This is a genomic window from Sphingomonas sp. (genome assembly GCF_965200135.1).
Taxonomy (GTDB): domain Bacteria; phylum Pseudomonadota; class Alphaproteobacteria; order Sphingomonadales; family Sphingomonadaceae; genus Sphingomonas.
The window spans coordinates 75,472-91,671 of sequence record NZ_CBDATK010000001.1 but is presented as its reverse complement, the minus strand read 5'-3'; the positions used below and the strand labels follow the sequence as shown (position 1 = coordinate 91,671).

Genomic DNA, 16,200 nt, shown 5'->3' with positions numbered 1-16,200 from the left:
ACCGCAAGGCAGCTTTTGAGTGTCGTGCCGAAAGGCCATTGGAGGTCCCTTGAATTGCACCAGCATCATCGCGCGTTGGGGCTAGCGCCCCTCTCGACCGGCGGCTCCTCCGTTACGGGTTCCGCCATCGACATCGCCAAGGCTGCACCGGTCGATCCGGTGACGCTCGTCCGACCGCACGCCGCGGCACGGGCCGCCCGCTTCTTCGTCGAGAAGTTCGCGGGTCGCTCGATGTATGCGGTCAAGGCGAATCCGTCGCCCGAACTCCTGCAGATCCTGTGGGACAGCGGCATCACGCATTACGACGTCGCCTCGATCGCCGAGGTGCGGCTGGTCGCGCGCACGCTGCCGGGGGCGACGCTGTGCTTCATGCATCCGGTCAAGGCCGAGGAGGCGATCGCGGAGGCGTATTGGAAGTACGGCGTGCGCGTGTTCTCGCTGGACGCGATGGACGAGTTGGAGAAGATCCTCCGCGCCACCGCGACCGATGCGGGCGAGCCGGCCGCCGACCTGACGCTGTGCGTCCGGCTGCGCGTGTCGTCCGAGCACGCGAAATACTCGCTGGCGTCGAAGTTCGGCGTGCTGCCGCACGAATCGAAGGAGCTGCTGTTCGCGGCGCGGCAGGCGGCGGATGCGCTGGGGCTGTGCTTCCATGTCGGGTCGCAGGCGATGACGCCGGAAGCCTATACGCAGGCGATGGAGCGCGTTCGCGCCGCCATCGTCGAGGCGGCGGTGACGGTCGACGTGGTCGATGTCGGGGGCGGTTTCCCGTCGACCTATCCGGGCATGGAGCCGCCGCCGCTGGAGCTGTATTTCCAGGCGATCGAGCGTGCGTTCGAGAGCCTGCCGGTGTCCTATTCCGCCGAGCTGTGGGCGGAGCCGGGCCGGGCGCTGTGCGCGGAATATTCCTCGCTGGTGGTGCGGGTCGAGAAGCGGCGCGGCAACGAGCTGTTCATCAACGACGGCGCGTACGGCGCGCTGTTCGATGCCGCGCATATCGGCTGGCGGTTCCCCGTGACGCTGCTGCGCGAGCCTGAATCGACGGTGCGCGAGCATCCGTTCAGCTTCTACGGCCCGACCTGCGACGACATGGACCATATGGCCGGACCGTTCCTGTTGCCGGCGGACGTCAAGGCGGGCGATTACCTGGAGATCGGGATGCTCGGCGCCTACGGCGCGGCGATGCGGACCGGGTTCAACGGGTTCGGATCGGCCGAGACGGTGGTGGTCGCGGACGAGCCGATGGCGTCGCTGTACGTCGAGATGGAGCATAAGCCCGTCTCGAACGTCGTCACGCTGTAACTTCCATTCGTCACCCCGGCCCTTCGCCGGGGTCCCGCTGCCTTGGCCAGAAGAAGAAGCGGGACCCCGGCTCAAGGCCGGGGTGACGGTGCTATTCGCTTAGGATTTTCCATGACCGATTCCCTCGTCAAGACCGCCGCGGCGCAGCCCGTCGACACCTCCAACCGCAAGGCGGAGCTACTGTCGAAGCAGGTTAAGCATATCGACATCCGTTCGTTCGACGCGCGCCCGATCGTCGATGCGATGAAGGACATGAGCTTCACCAGCCGCGACCTGGGCCGCGCGACCGAGATCTATAACCAGATGCTCGCCGACAAGGATTGCAGCATTTTCCTGGTGATCGCCGGCTCGACCAGCGCGGGCGGGTGCATGGACCTGTATGCGGAGCTGGTCCGCAACAACATGGTCGACGGCATCGTCGCGACCGGCGCGACCATCGTCGACATGGATTTCTTCGAGGGGCTGGGTCACAAGCATTATCAGGCGCTGGAAGTGCCCGACGACGACACGCTGCGCTCGCTCTACATCGACCGCATCTACGACACCTATATCGACGAAGAGCAGTTGCAGGATTGCGACCACACGATCGGTGCGCTGTGCGAGCAGCTGGAGCCGAGGGCCTATTCCAGCCGCGCGTTCATCCGCGAGATGGGCAAGTATCTGGTCGAGCACGGCAAGAAGGACAACAGTCTCGTCAAGCTCGCCTACGAGCATGACGTGCCGATCTTCTGCCCGGCGTTCGTGGATTCCTCGGCCGGGTTCGGGCTGGTCAAGCATCAGGTCGACCGCGCCAAGGCGGGGAAGCCGTATTTGATGATCGACGCGGTGGCGGATTTTCGCGAGCTGACCGAAATCAAGATCGCGGCGGGGACGACCGGCCTGCTGATGATCGGCGGCGGCGTGCCCAAGAACTTCATCCAGGATACCGTCGTCTGCGCCGAAATCTTGGGCCACGAGGACGTCGAGGTGCACAAATACGCGGTGCAGATCACCGTCGCCGACGTGCGCGACGGGGCGTGTTCGTCCTCGACGCTGCAGGAGGCGGCGAGCTGGGGCAAGGTCAACACCGGCATCGAGCAGATGGTGTTCGCCGAAGCCGGCTCGGTAATGCCGCTGCTGGCGTCGGACGCCTATCATCGCGGGCTGTGGAAGGATCGGCCGGTGCGGCGCTGGGCGACGCTGTTCGACAAGCCATGAGCGTCGCTTTTCGGCGGGAGTCGGACGAGGAGCATCTGGAGCCCAAGTTCGAGTTGCCGATCCCGGCCGGGCCGAACCCGGTCACGGGGCGAGGCAAGCGGCTGATCGACGCGAAGGTGGCCGGGCTGGAGGCCGCGATCGCCGGCGAGGGCGATGCGGAGCGGCTGACGGCGCTGCGTCGCGAGCTGCGCTATTGGCACACGCGGCAGACGACCGCCGAGGTCGCGCCCGCGCCTGCCGCCGGGCAGATCGGCATCGGCGCGCGGGTGACGTTCCGGCTCAACGGCGGCGCGCGGACGCTGACGATCGTCGGCGCGGACGAGGCGGACCCGGCGGCGGGGCTGATCGGCTTCGCCGCGCCGTTGGCGCAGGCGCTGATCGGGGCGGAAGCGGGCGAGCGGGTCGACTTCGGCGGGCGCACCGATGCGATCGAAATCGTGGAGGTCGGCGATGGCGAAGGGTGAGGGTTTCGAGCGCCACAAACAGCCCTGGACGACCGACGAGATCCAGAAGCTGCACCAGTTCGCCAAGAAGGGCATGGCGCTGAAAGCGATCGGCAAGGCGCTGAGGCGATCCGAGGAGTCGATCAAGGACCGCGCCAAGCAGGACGGACTGGCGATCGCCAAGCTCCGCTAGGGCTGGACGCGGGGACGCCGGTCGGCCACGCTGACCGTGTCTGCAAAGGGGGTTGAGATGATCGGTACAGTGTTGTTCGGGCTGCTCGCTCAGGCCGCCGCGGTGCCGGCGCCGTCGGTCCCGCTCGTCACCGACCCGCGCCTGCCGCGAATGGCGGCGCTTTACGAGGAGGTCTGCCTGAAGGCGTTCCCGAACGACGGCGCGATCGATCGGGCGATGACCCGCAAGGGCGTGACGCCGCTGACGCCCGAGCAGGTGCGGGTGACGATGAACGACGATCCGGCGCGCGGCTGGAGCTTCGACGACGACGGCAAGACCGTGCTCGTGTTCCTGGAGCTGCCGCCCTACCACGCCTGCTCGGTGCGCTGGCCGGCGGCCGCCGGAACGCCCGACCTGGCGCCGTATCGCGCGGTCGCCGACCCCTATATGGCCACCGCGACGGGCTGGATCACGATGCCGCCGACGAACATGGATCGCGGCGACATCCATATCAGCGCGGGCGGCGCGCAGCGGATGGTGCCGAGCGGCGGCAGCGAGGCGCTGTATATCATCGACCAGACGATCACCGACCCGGCGCGACGCGCGGCGGGCGAGACCGGCATCGATCGCCGGCTGGTCCATCAATTGAAAGAGGGATGATGGGAACGGGAACGAATCTGGCGCTGCTGCAGCCCGTGGTGGTGCTGGCGGCATGGACGATGATTATGCTGGTGTGGACGCTGGGCGCGAGGATGCCGGCGCTGAAGAAGGCCGGCATCGACCTCGGCGGCATGGTCGGCGGCAAGGGCACCGATGCCGACCGCGTCCTGCCCGCCAGGACGCAGTGGCCGTCGCACAATTACAACCACCTGCTGGAACAGCCGACCGCCTTCTACGCCGTGGCGATCGTGCTGGCGCTGGCGGGGGCGAACGACTTTCCGACGCGCGTCGCGGTGTGGGGCTATGTGACGTTCCGCATAGTCCACAGCATCTGGCAAGCGTCGATCAATCGCGTCAGCGCCCGGTTCGGCCTATTCGCGATCTCTTCGATGTTGCTGTTCGCGCTGGCGGTCCGCGCGGGGCTGGCCGTGTGGGAAGTGAAGGTGCCTTGGTAACCTAGCGTTTGATCCGGCTGATCTGAGACACTCGTCACCCCGGCCTTGAGCCGGGGTCCGCTGTTATCACGGCCGCAAGCAGAAGAAGCGGGACCCCTGGGTCAAGCCCGGAGTGACGGAGAATATGCCGTTTCGGCTTGCCTGAATCGGACGCTAACCGAACAATTGCTTGAGGCTGCGTTCCAGCATCAGGAACTGCCACAGCGTCCGCCCGTGCTCGGCGCGACCGGCGCGGTGGTCGTGGGCGAGGCGTTCCAGCACCGGCAGGTCGAACCAGCCGGTCTCCGCCAGCGTCTTCGACCGCGACAGCGCGGCGGCCTCGTCCGCCAGCGCGCCGCGGAACCACGCGCCGACCGGGGTGACGAACCCCATCTTGGGCCGGTAGAGGATCTCGCGCGGCAGGAACGGCTCCAGCGCACGCTTCATGAGCCATTTGCCCTGCCCGCCCCTGATCCGCATCGATACCGGCAGCGTCGCGGCGAACTGGACCAGGCGATGGTCGAGCAGCGGCTCGCGCGCCTCCAGCCCCACCGCCATACTGGTGCGGTCGACCTTGGTCAGCATCCCGCCCGGCAGCCAGCGCGTCAGGTCGGCATATTGCGCGCGGTCGAGCGGATCGCGCGCGGGGGCGGCGCGCATCGCGGCGATCCAGCGATCCTCCGCGCGATAGCCGGCGAGGTGGCGGCGCGCCCCGGCGGAGAACAGCCGCGCACGGACCTCCGGCGGAGTGACGCCGACCGCACGCGCGTAAGCCTCGTCGCCATCTGCGGCGAGCGCCAGCAGGGTGGTGCGGGCGCGCAACGGGCGCGGTGCCCAGTCGGCCTTGGGGTAGACGCTACCCAGCGCCCCGGCGGTGCGGCGCAGCGGGCCGGGCATGAGCGCGCGGACGCGCTCTTCCGTGGCCTGGAAGCGCTGGCGGCGATAACCGGCGAACGCCTCGTCGGCGCCGTCCCCCGACAGCGCCACCGTCACGCTCTCGCGGGCGAGCGCGCTGACCTGATAGGTGGCGAGCGCGGAGGCGTCGGCGAAGGGCTCGTCGAAGGCGTGGACCAGCGTGTCGACCAGCGCGAGGTCGTCGGACCGGACGACGCGAGTGCGGTGCTCGGTGTGGAAGCGTTGCGCGACGAGATCGGCATAGGCGCGCTCGTCATGGCCGGCCTCGTCGAAGCCGATCGTGCAGGTCTTGACCGCCCGCGCGCTCGCCTCCGCCATCAGCGCGACGACCGCCGAGCTGTCGACCCCGCCCGACAGGAAGGCGCCGAGCGGCACGTCGGCGACGAGGCGCGAGCGGACGGCGGTGCGAAGCCGGTCGAGCAGTTCGGCCTCCAGGTCGCGCGCCGACCCCTTGGCGCGATCGGCGAAGGACACCTGCCACCACCGCGTCGGCATCGGCACCGGGTGGCCACGGCGGAGGTGGAGATAATGGCCGGCCGCCAGCTTCTTCACGCCCGCGACGATGCAATTGTCGTCGGGGACATAGCCCCAGGCGAGGAAGTCCTCGACCGCGCTCAGGTCCGGTTCGCGGCGCAGCAGCGGGTGCGCGAGCAGCCCCTTCAGCTCCGACGCGAAGGCGACGCTGCCGTCGGCGAGTTCGGCATAATGGAGCGGCTTCACCCCCAACCGATCGCGGGCGAGGAACAGCGACTGGGTGCGGGCGTCGTGAAGCGCCAGCGCGAACATGCCGTCGAGCCGGTCGAGCATCGCCGGCCCCCACGCGGCCCAGGCAGCGAGCAGCACCTCCGTATCGCCATCGCTGCGGAACACCCAGCGATCGGCCAGCTCCGCGCGCAGCTCGCGATAGTTATAGATGCAGCCGTTGAAGAGCAGGCTGAGCGTGCCGTCGGCCCCGTGCATCGGCTGCGGCGAGCCGGCGAGGTCGATGATCGACAGGCGACGATGGCCGAGGCCGACGCCGGGCGCGGTCCAGATCCCCTCCCCGTCCGGCCCGCGATGCGCGAGCGCGTCGATCATGCGCGCGATGCGCTGCGGCTCGACCGGCTTGGGGGTGCCGGGGTGAAACAGCCCGGCGATACCGCACATCGGCTATAGCCCGGCGGCGTGCGGCAGGGGTCCGAGCGCCTGGCGGAAGCGCGCGATCGCGGCGGCGGCGTCGCGGCCGGGCCGGACCTCGGCGGACAGATGGACGACGATCGCGCGGTTGGACCCGCCGGTGAGCCGCGCGGCGGCGGTGGCGAGCTTGACGGCGGCAGGGCTGGCGGCGGGCATGTCGCCGACCCGATACCATGTCGCGACGACGCGCTCTACGGCACCGGCCATGGTCATGCGGATGGCATCGCCGCCCGCGATCGGCGGCAGGTCGGCGATCCGCACCCAGCGATCGTCCTCGCGCAGCACACCGGTGCCGAAGCTGACCAGCTCCGCGCCCTCGCGCTGGCGGGCATAGACCGCGACGCCGATGTCGACGGCGTTGCCTCCCGCGTCCTCGTAGCGGCCGAACAGCGTGTGATCGGCGCCGGGGTGGAACGGCTGCCATGGCGCGCGGGTCGACAGCGGCGCGCGGTGCCAGTCGGGGACGGCGGGCAGGTCGAGATGCGGGGGCAGCGACGCGGCGCGGTTGGCGGCGGCACTCCAGGCGGGGAACGCCGCCGCGAGGGCCAGGACGAGGCAGGCGGCGAGCGCGGGCGGCACCGTGCGACGGGGCGTCGCCTGCAATCTCGCGGGGTCGAAGGCGGGCGCGTCGGGCGCGCGGTCGAACCAGCGCCACGCCAGCGCGATCGTCGCGGCCATGACGGCGGCGAAGAACAGCCAGCCATAGACGATGTGGTCGAACCCGGTCGCCGCCGCGACGCTGGTCAGGTGCGCGGCATAGATCGTCCCGAACGCGCGGACGCCGTTCGCCAGCACCGGCACGACGACGCAGGCGGCCAGAAACACCGCGCGGCGCCGCCGGCCGGTAAAGCAGAGATTGGCGACGAGCACGCCGAACGCGACCATCGCGAGGACGAACTTCGCGCCCGAGCATGCCTCCGCCACCTCGAACCAGTCATGCCCGACGTGGATCAGGACGCCGTCGACCTGCGCCGGCACCCCGGCGAGATGGAGCAGCGGCATCACCATCGCGACGGTGACCTGCTGGAGCGGGCCCTCGATCTGGTCGCCGAAAGGGACGAGGAAGGCGGCGTAGGCGAGCGGGAAGATCAGGCCGCGCGCGACGTTGGGGCCGAGCAGCGTCACGACCGCGCCGTCGAGCATCGCGACCAACCCAGCCTGACGGAACAGCGCGGTGGAGCTGGCGTCGCCGACCAGCCAGACCAGCCCACCGCCCGCGATGAGCAGCAGGCCGGGCGCCCAGGCGACCGGGGTGAGGTGGGCGAGGTCGGGGCGGCGCTGCCACACCAGCCACCCGATAACGGGGGCGATGAAGAGGCAGTGGCCGAAGGTGGTGGAGGTCCACCAGATGTGGGTGAGGTCGGCGACGTCGCGGTGGAAGAGGATGAGTAGGGTGACGGCGGTGAGGGCGAGAGCGAGGAGGTGACGGTGCCACCCCGCCACCACCTCGTCATCCCCGCGCAAGCGGGGACCCATCTCCCGCGCGAAGGAGATGGGTCCCCGCTTGCGCGGGGATGACGGCGACAGCGGGGACGCGGGCGTGGACGCTGTCACGCCGCCGCCCGCTTCGCCAGCTCCAGCCCGAGCAGCCCGTCCAGCGGCGCCAGCCGTGCGGCCCAGTCATAGCGCCGGAGCACCTGCGCCCGCGCGCGCGCGCCGATCGGGTCGGTGCCGACCGGCGTGTCGAGGATCGCGTTGACCGCCGCCACCCAGCGCCGCGGATCGCCGCCCGCGACGAAGATCGTGCCCTGATGATCGATGCCCTCCGCCGCCTGTGGCGAGGCGATCACCGGGCGGGCCATCGCCATCGCCTCCAGCACCTTGTTCTGCACCCCGCGCGCGAGCCGCAGCGGGGCGACACACACCGCGGCGGCGGCGAGCCAGGGACGGACGTCGGGCACCTCGCCGGTGACCAGCACGCCGGGCTGACGCGCCAGCAGCTTCACGGTGGGGGTCGGGGCGCGGCCGACGATCGCGAACCGCGCGGTGGGATGGCGCGCCAGCAGCGCCGGGAATACCGCGCGCGCGAACCAGCGTACCGCCTGGACATTGGGCGCATAGTCCATCTGACCGGTAAACACGATCAGCGGGCCGGTCTCGTCCGGGCGGGCGAAGGTGGCGGTGGGATCGAAATGGGCCGCGTCGATGCCGTTCTCCACCACCGTCACGCGCCCGCCGCCGCCGCGCGCCTCGAACAATTCGGCCTCCGCCGCGGTCACGAACAGACTGGCGGCGACCCGGCGCGACACCGCCTGCTCCCAAGCGCCGAGCAGCCGCGCCTCGCGGGCGTATAGCCGGCGCAGGGGTGAGCGGCGGGTGGCGAGATCGGCGAACTTGGCCGAGTCGACGTCGACGAAATCCATGAACGCGGGCGGGCCGGCCATCGGCAGATATTGCGCCATCTGGCCGGAGAAACAGTAGGTCGCGTCGACCGGCGGCGCGGCGGCGACGGCGGCGTGCATCGCGGGATGGTCGAACGCGGTGAGCGACACGGCACGGCCGCCGGTCAGCGCTTCCAGCGTCGCGCTGACCCGGCCCTTGCGGCGAGGCACGATCGTGCAGCTGGCGGTCAGCGCGGTCAGTTCAGGCGCGGCAACCTCGTCGGCCGGATCGTCGGCAAAGGCGATGAGGTGGACGCGCGCGCGCTGCGCCAGATGCCGCAGCACCTGATACGACCGGATCTTGTCGCCGCGATCAGGCGGATACGGCACGCGGTGCGCGAGGAAGAGCAGGTTGGTCACCCCAGCCCCCGCGAAAGCCACGGCCCGAGCGCGTTGGCGACCGGCAGCGGCAGCCGCCGCCACGTCCGCACCATCAGCGCGTATTTCGGATCGAGCGGATTGACCGTGCGCGGCGGACCGTCGCTGCGCCGCCAATAGGTCAGCGGCACGGGCGCGAAGCCCCAGTTCTTCTTGAACGCCGCCGCGCCGGTCCCCGCCTTCGACCGGCCGAAGTCGAAGCGGGTGCAGCCGCGTGCCCGCGCATGGCTCATCAGCGCGAGGTACATGCGGTCGTTGGCGCGTAGCGCGCGGGCCGCCGCGGTGCCACCGCCCCAATAGGGATAGACGGTGCCGTCGAGGTACAGGCTGAGCACGCTCGCGACCGGCCTGCCCCGGTGCCGGACGGTGAGGATGTCGGTGTCGAGTTCGGCGGCGACGGCGCGAAACAACGCGGCGGGGAACACCGGCGTGCCGAGGTTGCGGACCGACTCGGCGTAGACGCGATAGTGATCGGCGAGGGTGCCGGAACCGACCTCCAGCTCGTTGCCGAGCGCGCGGCGGACCTCGGCACGCTGCTTGCGCGGGATCGCGGCGAGGTCGGCGTCGTCGGAGGCGGCGAGGTCGCGGGCGAAGCCGCAATAGGTGGTGTCGTCGTTGCTCCATCCCGCCGAGCCGGGGCCGCCGCGCAGCTCGACCGAGGGGCAGCCGAGCCGTGCCGCCAGCGCCCAGGCGCCGCTCGCGAGCTCCTCGACCGCATCGCCGAGCACGCCGCCGCCGACCCCGAACCCGGCGGAAACGAGCGCGCGGCCGAACAGCGGGGAGCGCATCTCGGTGAGCGGGAGGACGCCCGCGATCTCGCCGTTCGCGCGTTCGGCGACGAGGTAGCGCGCGCGCTGCCCGCAGCCGGTCTCGACCGCGCGGCTCCAGCCGGGGAGGTGGAAGGGCGTGGCGTCTGGATGCGCGCGGACGAAGGCGTCGAGCCGCGCGGCGTCGGCGCGATCGCGGAGGTCGGCTTCGCGGATTCCGATCAGGGTGGCGGACTGGAAGGTCACGCCGCTTTTCCCCACCCCGGCGCAGGCCGGGGCCCAGGTGCAACGCGATCGGTTGGCGAGTGCTGCGCTTCCTCGCTCAGCTCATCGCAACTGGGCCCCGGCCTGCGCCGGGGTGGCGCTGCCGGCACGCGGAGCGACGCGACCACCGCGTCCACCCTGCCCCACTCGTGCCGCGCGATCAGGCCGCGCAGCTTGCCCGCCATCGCGCCGAGGCGGCTGTAGTGGCGCAGCTTCGACCTGAGCGGCGCGTTCGCGACGCGGGGTTGCGCCGGGTCGATCTCCCACGGGTGGAAATAGAACACGGCCGGCTGCCGCTCGCGATTGACCTGCCGCACCGCAAAATCCGTCAGCGCGGCGGGGAGCAGGCGGAAGAAGCCGCCGCCGGTCGCCAGCCGCCTGACGCCGAACTGCGCGACGGTGACGGGCAGCTCGATCAGCGCGGCGTCGGCGAGCGGGCGAAAGGCATAGCGCGGCGCCTCGGGCCAGCCATAATGGTCGTGGCGCAGCGGCGCGACGCTGGAAGAATAGGCATAGCCCGCCGCCGCCAGCTCGTCGAACGCCCAGGGAGTGCGCGCGTCGATCGAGAAGCTGGGGGCGCGATAACCGGTGACCGCGACGCCGGCCGCATCCTCCAGCGCCGCGCGCGCGCGGGCGAGATCGGCGCGGAACGCGGGCGCGGTCATGGTGAAGACGCGGGCGTGGTCCCAGCCGTGGCTGGCGACCTCGTGCCCCGCGTCGACGATGCGGCGGATCAGCGCGGGATGCCGGTGCGCGACCCAGCCGAGCGTGAAGAAGGTCGCGCGCACCCCCGTCTCGGCGAACAGCGCCAGCACCGCGTCGGTGTTGCGCTCGACGCGGCGGTCGAGGCCGTCCCAATCGGCCCGGTCGATGACGCGCTCGAACGCGCCGACCTGGAACCAGTCCTCGACGTCGACGGACAGGGCGTTGCGGATCGCCTCAGGCCGCACGGGCGCGCGACGGGGCGTCCGCCTCGACCCAATCGACCAGCAGCGTCAGCACGCGGCGCAGCGCCTGGTCCTGTTCCTGCAGGCGCGCTTCGAGCTCGGCGATGCGCTTGTCCGTATCCGCGCCGCTGGGCTCGTGTTCCCGCGCAGGCGGGCGCCCAGGGTCCGAAGCGGCGTCGCTCGTGGCCCTAGGCTCCTGCCTTCGCAGGAGCACCTGCTCCGCCGGTGAGCCAGGCCCCGGCAGGTCCGCCGCCATATCCTGCTCCACCGCGCACACCATGGCCGCGTCGATCAGGTCGTCGCCCGTCACCGCCGCCTGCAACAGCACGCGCGCGGCGAGGAGGTTGAGGCGGCGCGGCACGCCGTCCGTCGCTTCGTACAACGCCGCAAAGGAATCGTCGGTGAAGTCGGGACGGCCCTGCCAGCCGACCAGCTGCAGCCGGTGGGCGAGATAGTCGGCGACTTCCTCCTCCTCCATCGGGTCGAGGTGGTGGATCGCGATCACGCGCTGGCGCAGCTGTTCCAGCTTGTCCGACCCGTTCAGCCGGTCGCGGAACTCGGGCTGGCCGAGCAGCACGATCTGCGTCAGCGCATGACCGCCGGCCTGGATGTTGGAAAGCATCCGCAGCTCCTCCAGCGAGTCGACCGGCAGCGCCTGCGCCTCGTCGACGACGATCAGCGTGCGCTTGCCGCTCCGCGCGACGGCGTGGAAGCCGCGCTCGATCGCGACCAGCAGCTGCGCCTTTTCCAGCCCCGCCGTCTCGATGTCGAGCTGCGCGGCGGCGATGCGGAGCAGGTCGGGCGCGTCGATCGCGGTGGAGACGATCTGGACGACGTGGAGCGGCGTGCGGTCGATGGTGGCGAGCAGATGCCCCATCAGCGTCGTCTTGCCCGCGCCGATGTCGCCGGTGACGACGATGAAACCCTCGCGCTGCGCCAGGCCATAGCCCAGATATGCCATCGCCTTGCGGTGCGTCGCGGTCTCGAACCAGAAGCGCGGGTCCGGCGTCAGCGCGAACGGCTTGGCGGTGAAGCCGAAATGTTGCTCGATCATCCTGGCCCCCTTCAGAACGTGTACCGCGCGCCGAGCAGCGCCTGGCCGCGCAACGCCGTGTCCACCCCGTCGCCGACGCGGAACGAATAGATGCCGACCGACGCGCTGGTGCCGAGCCGGCCGAAATTATGGTAATAGCTCGCCGTCGCGCCGGTCGACAGCACATCGTCCGATCCCGCGAAACCCGGCTCGTAATAGTCGGCGAACGCCTGCGCGGTGACGCCCGACACCGGCGACAGCGCGCGGGTGAAGAACAGCTGCGCGTAATAGCTCTCGTCCTCGATTCCATACACCGTCACGCCGGGGCGGTCGGGCGAGAACAGCTTGCGGTTGGCATAGCCGACGCCGCCGCCGATCGTGGTGCGGCCGCGCGTCGCGCTGACCACCGCGTCGATGCCCCGCGCGCGATAGCTGGACCCCGTCACCGACTGGAAGATGCCGTCGAGACAGCCGCCGGGCGCCGCGCCCGTCGTGCCCAGCGTGCAGCCGTTGAAGGCCTGGGCGAACTGGTCGCGCGTGGCGATGAAGCTGGTCGGCAGGTTTGAAATGCCCTGACGCAGCTGGCGGCCGAAGGTGGTGACGGTATCGTAGACGCCGATCGCGACACCGACGCCCGGCGATGCCGCCCAGGTCGCGGTGCCGGTATAGCTCATCGAGCCGTAGCGGCGCCCGACCCGCGCCTCCAGCGAGGTGCGGGGGCTGGGGCGATAGACGACGCCCGCGTCCCAATAGACGCCATCGGTGCGATAGGCGACGCGGCGTGGCTGGGCGGGATCGACGACGAAGCGGCCGTTGCGGTCGACGACGGGCGCACCGTTGGCTGCGAGCAGCGCCGCACGTTCGCTGGTCTCGATCTCCTCATAGCCGACGCCACCCGCGACCGCGAGGTTGGGCGATACCGGCAGCAGCGCGTCGCCGCGCACGTACCAGCTCTGGAAACGGCTCTTGAGCGAGCCGGCATCCTCGCGGGAGAAACCGCTGCTGGCGGTCAGGCCGACGGGCAGCAGCGCGCGTGGCGGCAGCGCGGCGCTGACGTTCGCGATCTGGCCGACCGAGGAGTCGTAAGCGTTGAAGCGCGGCTGACCGGCGAGGACGGGCGAGAAGCCCGGCGTGTCGACCTTGGTGTACCCGATGCGATAGATCGACGCGAGCGACACCGGGCCGACCTGGCCGGTCACGGTCGGGCCGGCGTAGAGCGAGTAGACCTGACTGACGTTGCGATCGTCGGCGCCGAGCACGCCGGGCGCTTCGCCCCGGATGTCGTAGCGGGTGCGCGTGGCGATCGCGCCGCCCTCCAGCGTGACGCCAGGGGTCAGGCGGAACTCGGCGCGGGCGAGGCCGGAATGGACGTCGGAATCGCCGTCGTCGCGGTCCCAGCCGAAGCGATGCTCGTAGCGATAGGCGACCTGCGCGGATGCTCGCAGCGTGTCGATCGTCGCGTCGACCCCGGCGGCGGCGGACGTATAGGTGACCGCGTCGCCGCCCTTCAGGTCGACGTCGACCGTCTGGCTCAGCTCGATATACGGATGCACCTCGGTATGCGCGCGCTGCGCCGCCGCCGGCGAAGCGGCGATGGCGAACAGAGCGCCCGTGCCGAGCAGGACGATACGGCTCATGGGGTCGGCTCCTGACCGTAATAGCTGCCGAACCGCTGACGGTCGGGGACGAACGACACGGCGTTGAGCAGCAGGCCGATATGGTCGCAGCCGTCGAGGACCTGGACGGCGGCGGTGATCTCGCTTTCGGGCGTGCGATCGGCGCGGACGACCAGCATCACCTGCCCGACCAGCATCGCCAGCACCGCCGCCGGGGACGCGGCGAGCGCGGGCGGTGAATCGAACACGATCAGCCGGCGCGGGTTGGCGGCGAGCAGCCGGGTGATGACGGCACGGAAGCGGACGCTGGCGAGCAGCTCGGTATCCATCGCCGTCTTGGTGCCCGCCGGCAGCACCGCGAAATGCGGCACGTCGGTGGTCACCACCAGCGTCTCCGGGTCGATCGCGCCGTCGCCGAGCGCGTCGAGCAGGCCGGGACCGGGCGGCAGCCCCAGGCGGCGGCACACGTCGGGCTTGGCGACGTCGGCGTCGACCAGCAGCACCTCCGTATCGCGCTCGGCGGCGATCGAGAGCGCGAGGTTGATCGCGCAAAAGGTCTTGCCGTCGTCGGGACGCGCCGAACAGACCAGCAGCGTGCGGGCCTTTTCCGGCTCGCCGCCGTCCTCCAGCCGCTGATTGGTGACGAACAGCTGGCGCTTGACCAGCCGGAACTCCTCCGCGAGCGGGCCGATCGGCGCGCCGGGGACGATCATGCCGGTCTCGGCCAGCCGACCACGATCGATGCGCGTCTCGTCCGGGGTCTCGGGCGGCGGGGTGAAATCGTCCGCGTCGTCGCCGTGGGCCAGGAACTCGGGCGGGATCGCGGCGAGCGTGTCGGCGGCTGGAACGGGGGCCGGAACGGGCGCGAGCCGCGCCGCCGCCTCCAGCTCGCTCGGGACGAAGCGGGAGGCAGACTCCGCCACGGTCGCGGGCCGGAACAGCGCGGCGCGTTCCAGCAGCGACAGCTCGCGGTGCGGCCGGGGCGGACGGGTCATGTCGTTCATGCCGCCAAGCCCCGTTGCAGGAACTCGACGCCGATCAACAGCGCATAGGCCGCGACCAGCGCGCCGGCACCGCCCGCGAACAGCCGCAGCCGCCGGGCGCGGCGCTCCGCCTGGGCGCGCGTCACCATCTCGCCGATGCTGCCGAGCACGGGCATCACGGCGGCGCGCTCCAGCTTGGGCACGGTCGCGAAGGTCTGACGCAGCTGCGCCAGCGCGAACGCGGCGCCGATGCCGCCCGCGATCCCGGCGATCAGCACCCCGGTCAGCAGCAGCAGCCGGTTGGGCGCGGACGGCGTGCGCGGCGTCGTCGGCGGATCGATGACGGAGAACTTGACCTGATCGGTCTGGCTCTGCGCCTGACCGCGCAACGCGATCTGCTCGCGCTGGGCGAGCAGCTGGTCGTACTGGTCCTTGAGCACCTGATAGTCGCGTTCGATCCGGCCCTGATCGGCCGCGACCTGCGGGTCGAGCGCGAGCTTGGCGTTGAGCTGATCCAGATCGCCCTGCAGCTGCGCCTTGCGGATGCGGAGCGCCGCCGCGGCGGCCTCGCGGTCGGCGCGCATCGACTGGAGCGAGAGGTAGAGCGGATTGGGCGTGCCGCCGATGCCGTCGCCCGCCGGCTCGCCGCGCGCGGCGGCGCTGGCGACGGCGAGCTGCGCCTTGAGCGCGACCACGTCGGGATGGTTGTCGGTGTCGCCGCGCGCGCGCGCATCGGCGAGCTGGCCGTTGATCGCCGCGAGGCGCGCGCGGGCCGGCCCCATGCCGGGCGCGGGGCCGACGCCGGGGATCGAGGCGGGGACGCCCGCCATCTGCCCCTGCACCGCCGCCAGCGCGGAGGTCGCCGCCGCGAGGTCGCCGTCGACCTGCGACATCTGCTGGCGCGACGCGCCGATGCGGTCGGCGACGGAGCCGGTGCCGGGCAGCGAGCCGAGATAGCGGTTCTGGAAGTCCGCGCGCTTCGCCTCCGCGTCCGCCAGCGCCTTTTGCCGCGTGGCCAGCTGGCCGTCGAGAAAGCGCAGCGACTGCGCGTTCTGCGTCCGGTCGCCCGCCAGATTCGTTTCCACGAAGATGTCGATCAGCTTCTGCGTCACGGTCCGCGCCAGCTTCGGCGACGACTGGCTGGTGGTGATCTCGAACAGGTTGTTCTGCTGCGCGGTGACCTTGATGTTCTGGACCAGCCCGGCGACACGGTCGGCGACGTCGCGGTCGCTGGACACGGTGTTGGCGAGGTCGGTGCCGCGCACCACCTTTTCCAGGTTGACCGCGCTGACCAGCGTCTGGCGGATCGTGTCGATGTCGGTCTGCGGCGCCGGCGCGCCGTTCATCGTCGGCGGCAACAGCTGTTGCTGCATCTGGACGAAGACGCGCGCGCGACTTTCGTAGCGGCTCGGGATCTGGCTGACGACCAGCCAGCCGAGCACGCACACGCCCCATGCGACGCCGAGCGCCAGCCAGCGCCGCGTCCACACCGCGTGGATGGCAAGCCGCACCTCGTCGTAGATCGACCCCAC

The 16,200-nt window shown here is 70.9% G+C and carries 15 protein-coding genes; 6 read left to right on the top strand and 9 right to left on the bottom strand.

The genetic code is table 11. The features are described 5' to 3' along the window. The first annotated feature begins 54 nt into the window (after positions 1–54). The 6 genes from ACOFKS_RS00480 (at position 55) to ACOFKS_RS00455 (ending at position 4,229) form a co-directional block, all read left to right on the top strand. Entirely contained in the window at positions 55–1,302 is a 1,248-nt protein-coding gene (locus tag ACOFKS_RS00480; RefSeq protein WP_419807290.1) for a type III PLP-dependent enzyme, read from the top strand. Positions 1,303–1,413: 111 nt separating this feature from the next. Then, complete coding sequence (locus ACOFKS_RS00475) at positions 1,414–2,499, top strand: 1,9-bis(guanidino)-5-aza-nonane synthase (protein WP_419807286.1); 1,086 nt, start codon at positions 1,414–1,416, stop codon at positions 2,497–2,499. Continuing rightward, the gene (locus ACOFKS_RS00470) at positions 2,496–2,963 is read left to right on the top strand and encodes a GreA/GreB family elongation factor (protein WP_419807285.1); all 468 of its coding nucleotides are present in this window, start codon (positions 2,496–2,498) and stop codon (positions 2,961–2,963) included. Before ACOFKS_RS00475 ends, ACOFKS_RS00470 begins: the two co-directional genes overlap by 4 nt. After that, entirely contained in the window at positions 2,950–3,135 is a 186-nt protein-coding gene (locus ACOFKS_RS00465; RefSeq protein WP_419807284.1) for a hypothetical protein, read from the top strand. The genes ACOFKS_RS00470 and ACOFKS_RS00465 overlap by 14 nt, the downstream gene beginning before the upstream one ends. A 57-nt stretch (positions 3,136–3,192) precedes the next feature. Next, positions 3,193–3,774, top strand: coding sequence for an NMCC_0638 family (lipo)protein (locus ACOFKS_RS00460; RefSeq protein ID WP_419807283.1), 582 nt, complete (start codon positions 3,193–3,195; stop codon positions 3,772–3,774). Continuing rightward, positions 3,774–4,229, top strand: coding sequence for an MAPEG family protein (locus ACOFKS_RS00455; protein WP_419807282.1), 456 nt, complete (start codon positions 3,774–3,776; stop codon positions 4,227–4,229). Before ACOFKS_RS00460 ends, ACOFKS_RS00455 begins: the two co-directional genes overlap by 1 nt. A 153-nt stretch (positions 4,230–4,382) precedes the next feature. Here ACOFKS_RS00455 and ACOFKS_RS00450 read toward each other — a convergent pair whose 3' ends face one another. The 9 genes from ACOFKS_RS00450 to ACOFKS_RS00410 form a co-directional block, all read right to left on the bottom strand. Beyond that, positions 4,383–6,269 (bottom strand): XrtA/PEP-CTERM system amidotransferase, encoded by a 1,887-nt coding sequence (locus tag ACOFKS_RS00450; protein WP_419807281.1) that lies wholly within the window; start codon positions 6,267–6,269, stop codon positions 4,383–4,385. Positions 6,270–6,272: 3 nt separating this feature from the next. Then, positions 6,273–7,775, bottom strand: a complete 1,503-nt coding sequence (gene xrtA, locus ACOFKS_RS00445) for an exosortase A (RefSeq protein ID WP_419807280.1) — start codon at positions 7,773–7,775, stop codon at positions 6,273–6,275. Positions 7,776–7,849: 74 nt separating this feature from the next. Beyond that, entirely contained in the window at positions 7,850–9,040 is a 1,191-nt protein-coding gene (locus ACOFKS_RS00440; RefSeq protein ID WP_419807279.1) for a TIGR03087 family PEP-CTERM/XrtA system glycosyltransferase, read from the bottom strand. Continuing rightward, the gene (locus ACOFKS_RS00435) at positions 9,037–10,071 is read right to left on the bottom strand and encodes a FemAB family XrtA/PEP-CTERM system-associated protein (protein WP_419807278.1); all 1,035 of its coding nucleotides are present in this window, start codon (positions 10,069–10,071) and stop codon (positions 9,037–9,039) included. Before ACOFKS_RS00435 ends, ACOFKS_RS00440 begins: the two co-directional genes overlap by 4 nt. Further along, the gene (locus ACOFKS_RS00430) at positions 10,068–11,024 is read right to left on the bottom strand and encodes an XrtA system polysaccharide deacetylase (protein WP_419807289.1); all 957 of its coding nucleotides are present in this window, start codon (positions 11,022–11,024) and stop codon (positions 10,068–10,070) included. Before ACOFKS_RS00430 ends, ACOFKS_RS00435 begins: the two co-directional genes overlap by 4 nt. 4 nt (positions 11,025–11,028) lie before the next feature. Then, positions 11,029–12,090: an ExeA family protein gene (locus ACOFKS_RS00425; protein ID WP_419807277.1), complete on the bottom strand. Its 1,062-nt coding sequence runs from the start codon at positions 12,088–12,090 to the stop codon at positions 11,029–11,031. An 11-nt stretch (positions 12,091–12,101) separates the two neighbouring features. Beyond that, a complete protein-coding gene (locus tag ACOFKS_RS00420) occupies positions 12,102–13,706 on the bottom strand; it encodes a hypothetical protein (RefSeq protein ID WP_419807276.1) in 1,605 nt (534 codons plus the stop codon). Further along, complete coding sequence (locus ACOFKS_RS00415; protein ID WP_419807275.1) at positions 13,703–14,689, bottom strand: chromosome partitioning protein; 987 nt, start codon at positions 14,687–14,689, stop codon at positions 13,703–13,705. The genes ACOFKS_RS00420 and ACOFKS_RS00415 overlap by 4 nt, the downstream gene beginning before the upstream one ends. Then, positions 14,686–16,200 carry an XrtA system polysaccharide chain length determinant gene (locus ACOFKS_RS00410; RefSeq protein ID WP_419807274.1) on the bottom strand — a complete coding sequence of 505 codons (1,515 nt, stop codon included), beginning with the start codon at positions 16,198–16,200 and terminating at the stop codon, positions 14,686–14,688. The genes ACOFKS_RS00415 and ACOFKS_RS00410 overlap by 4 nt, the downstream gene beginning before the upstream one ends.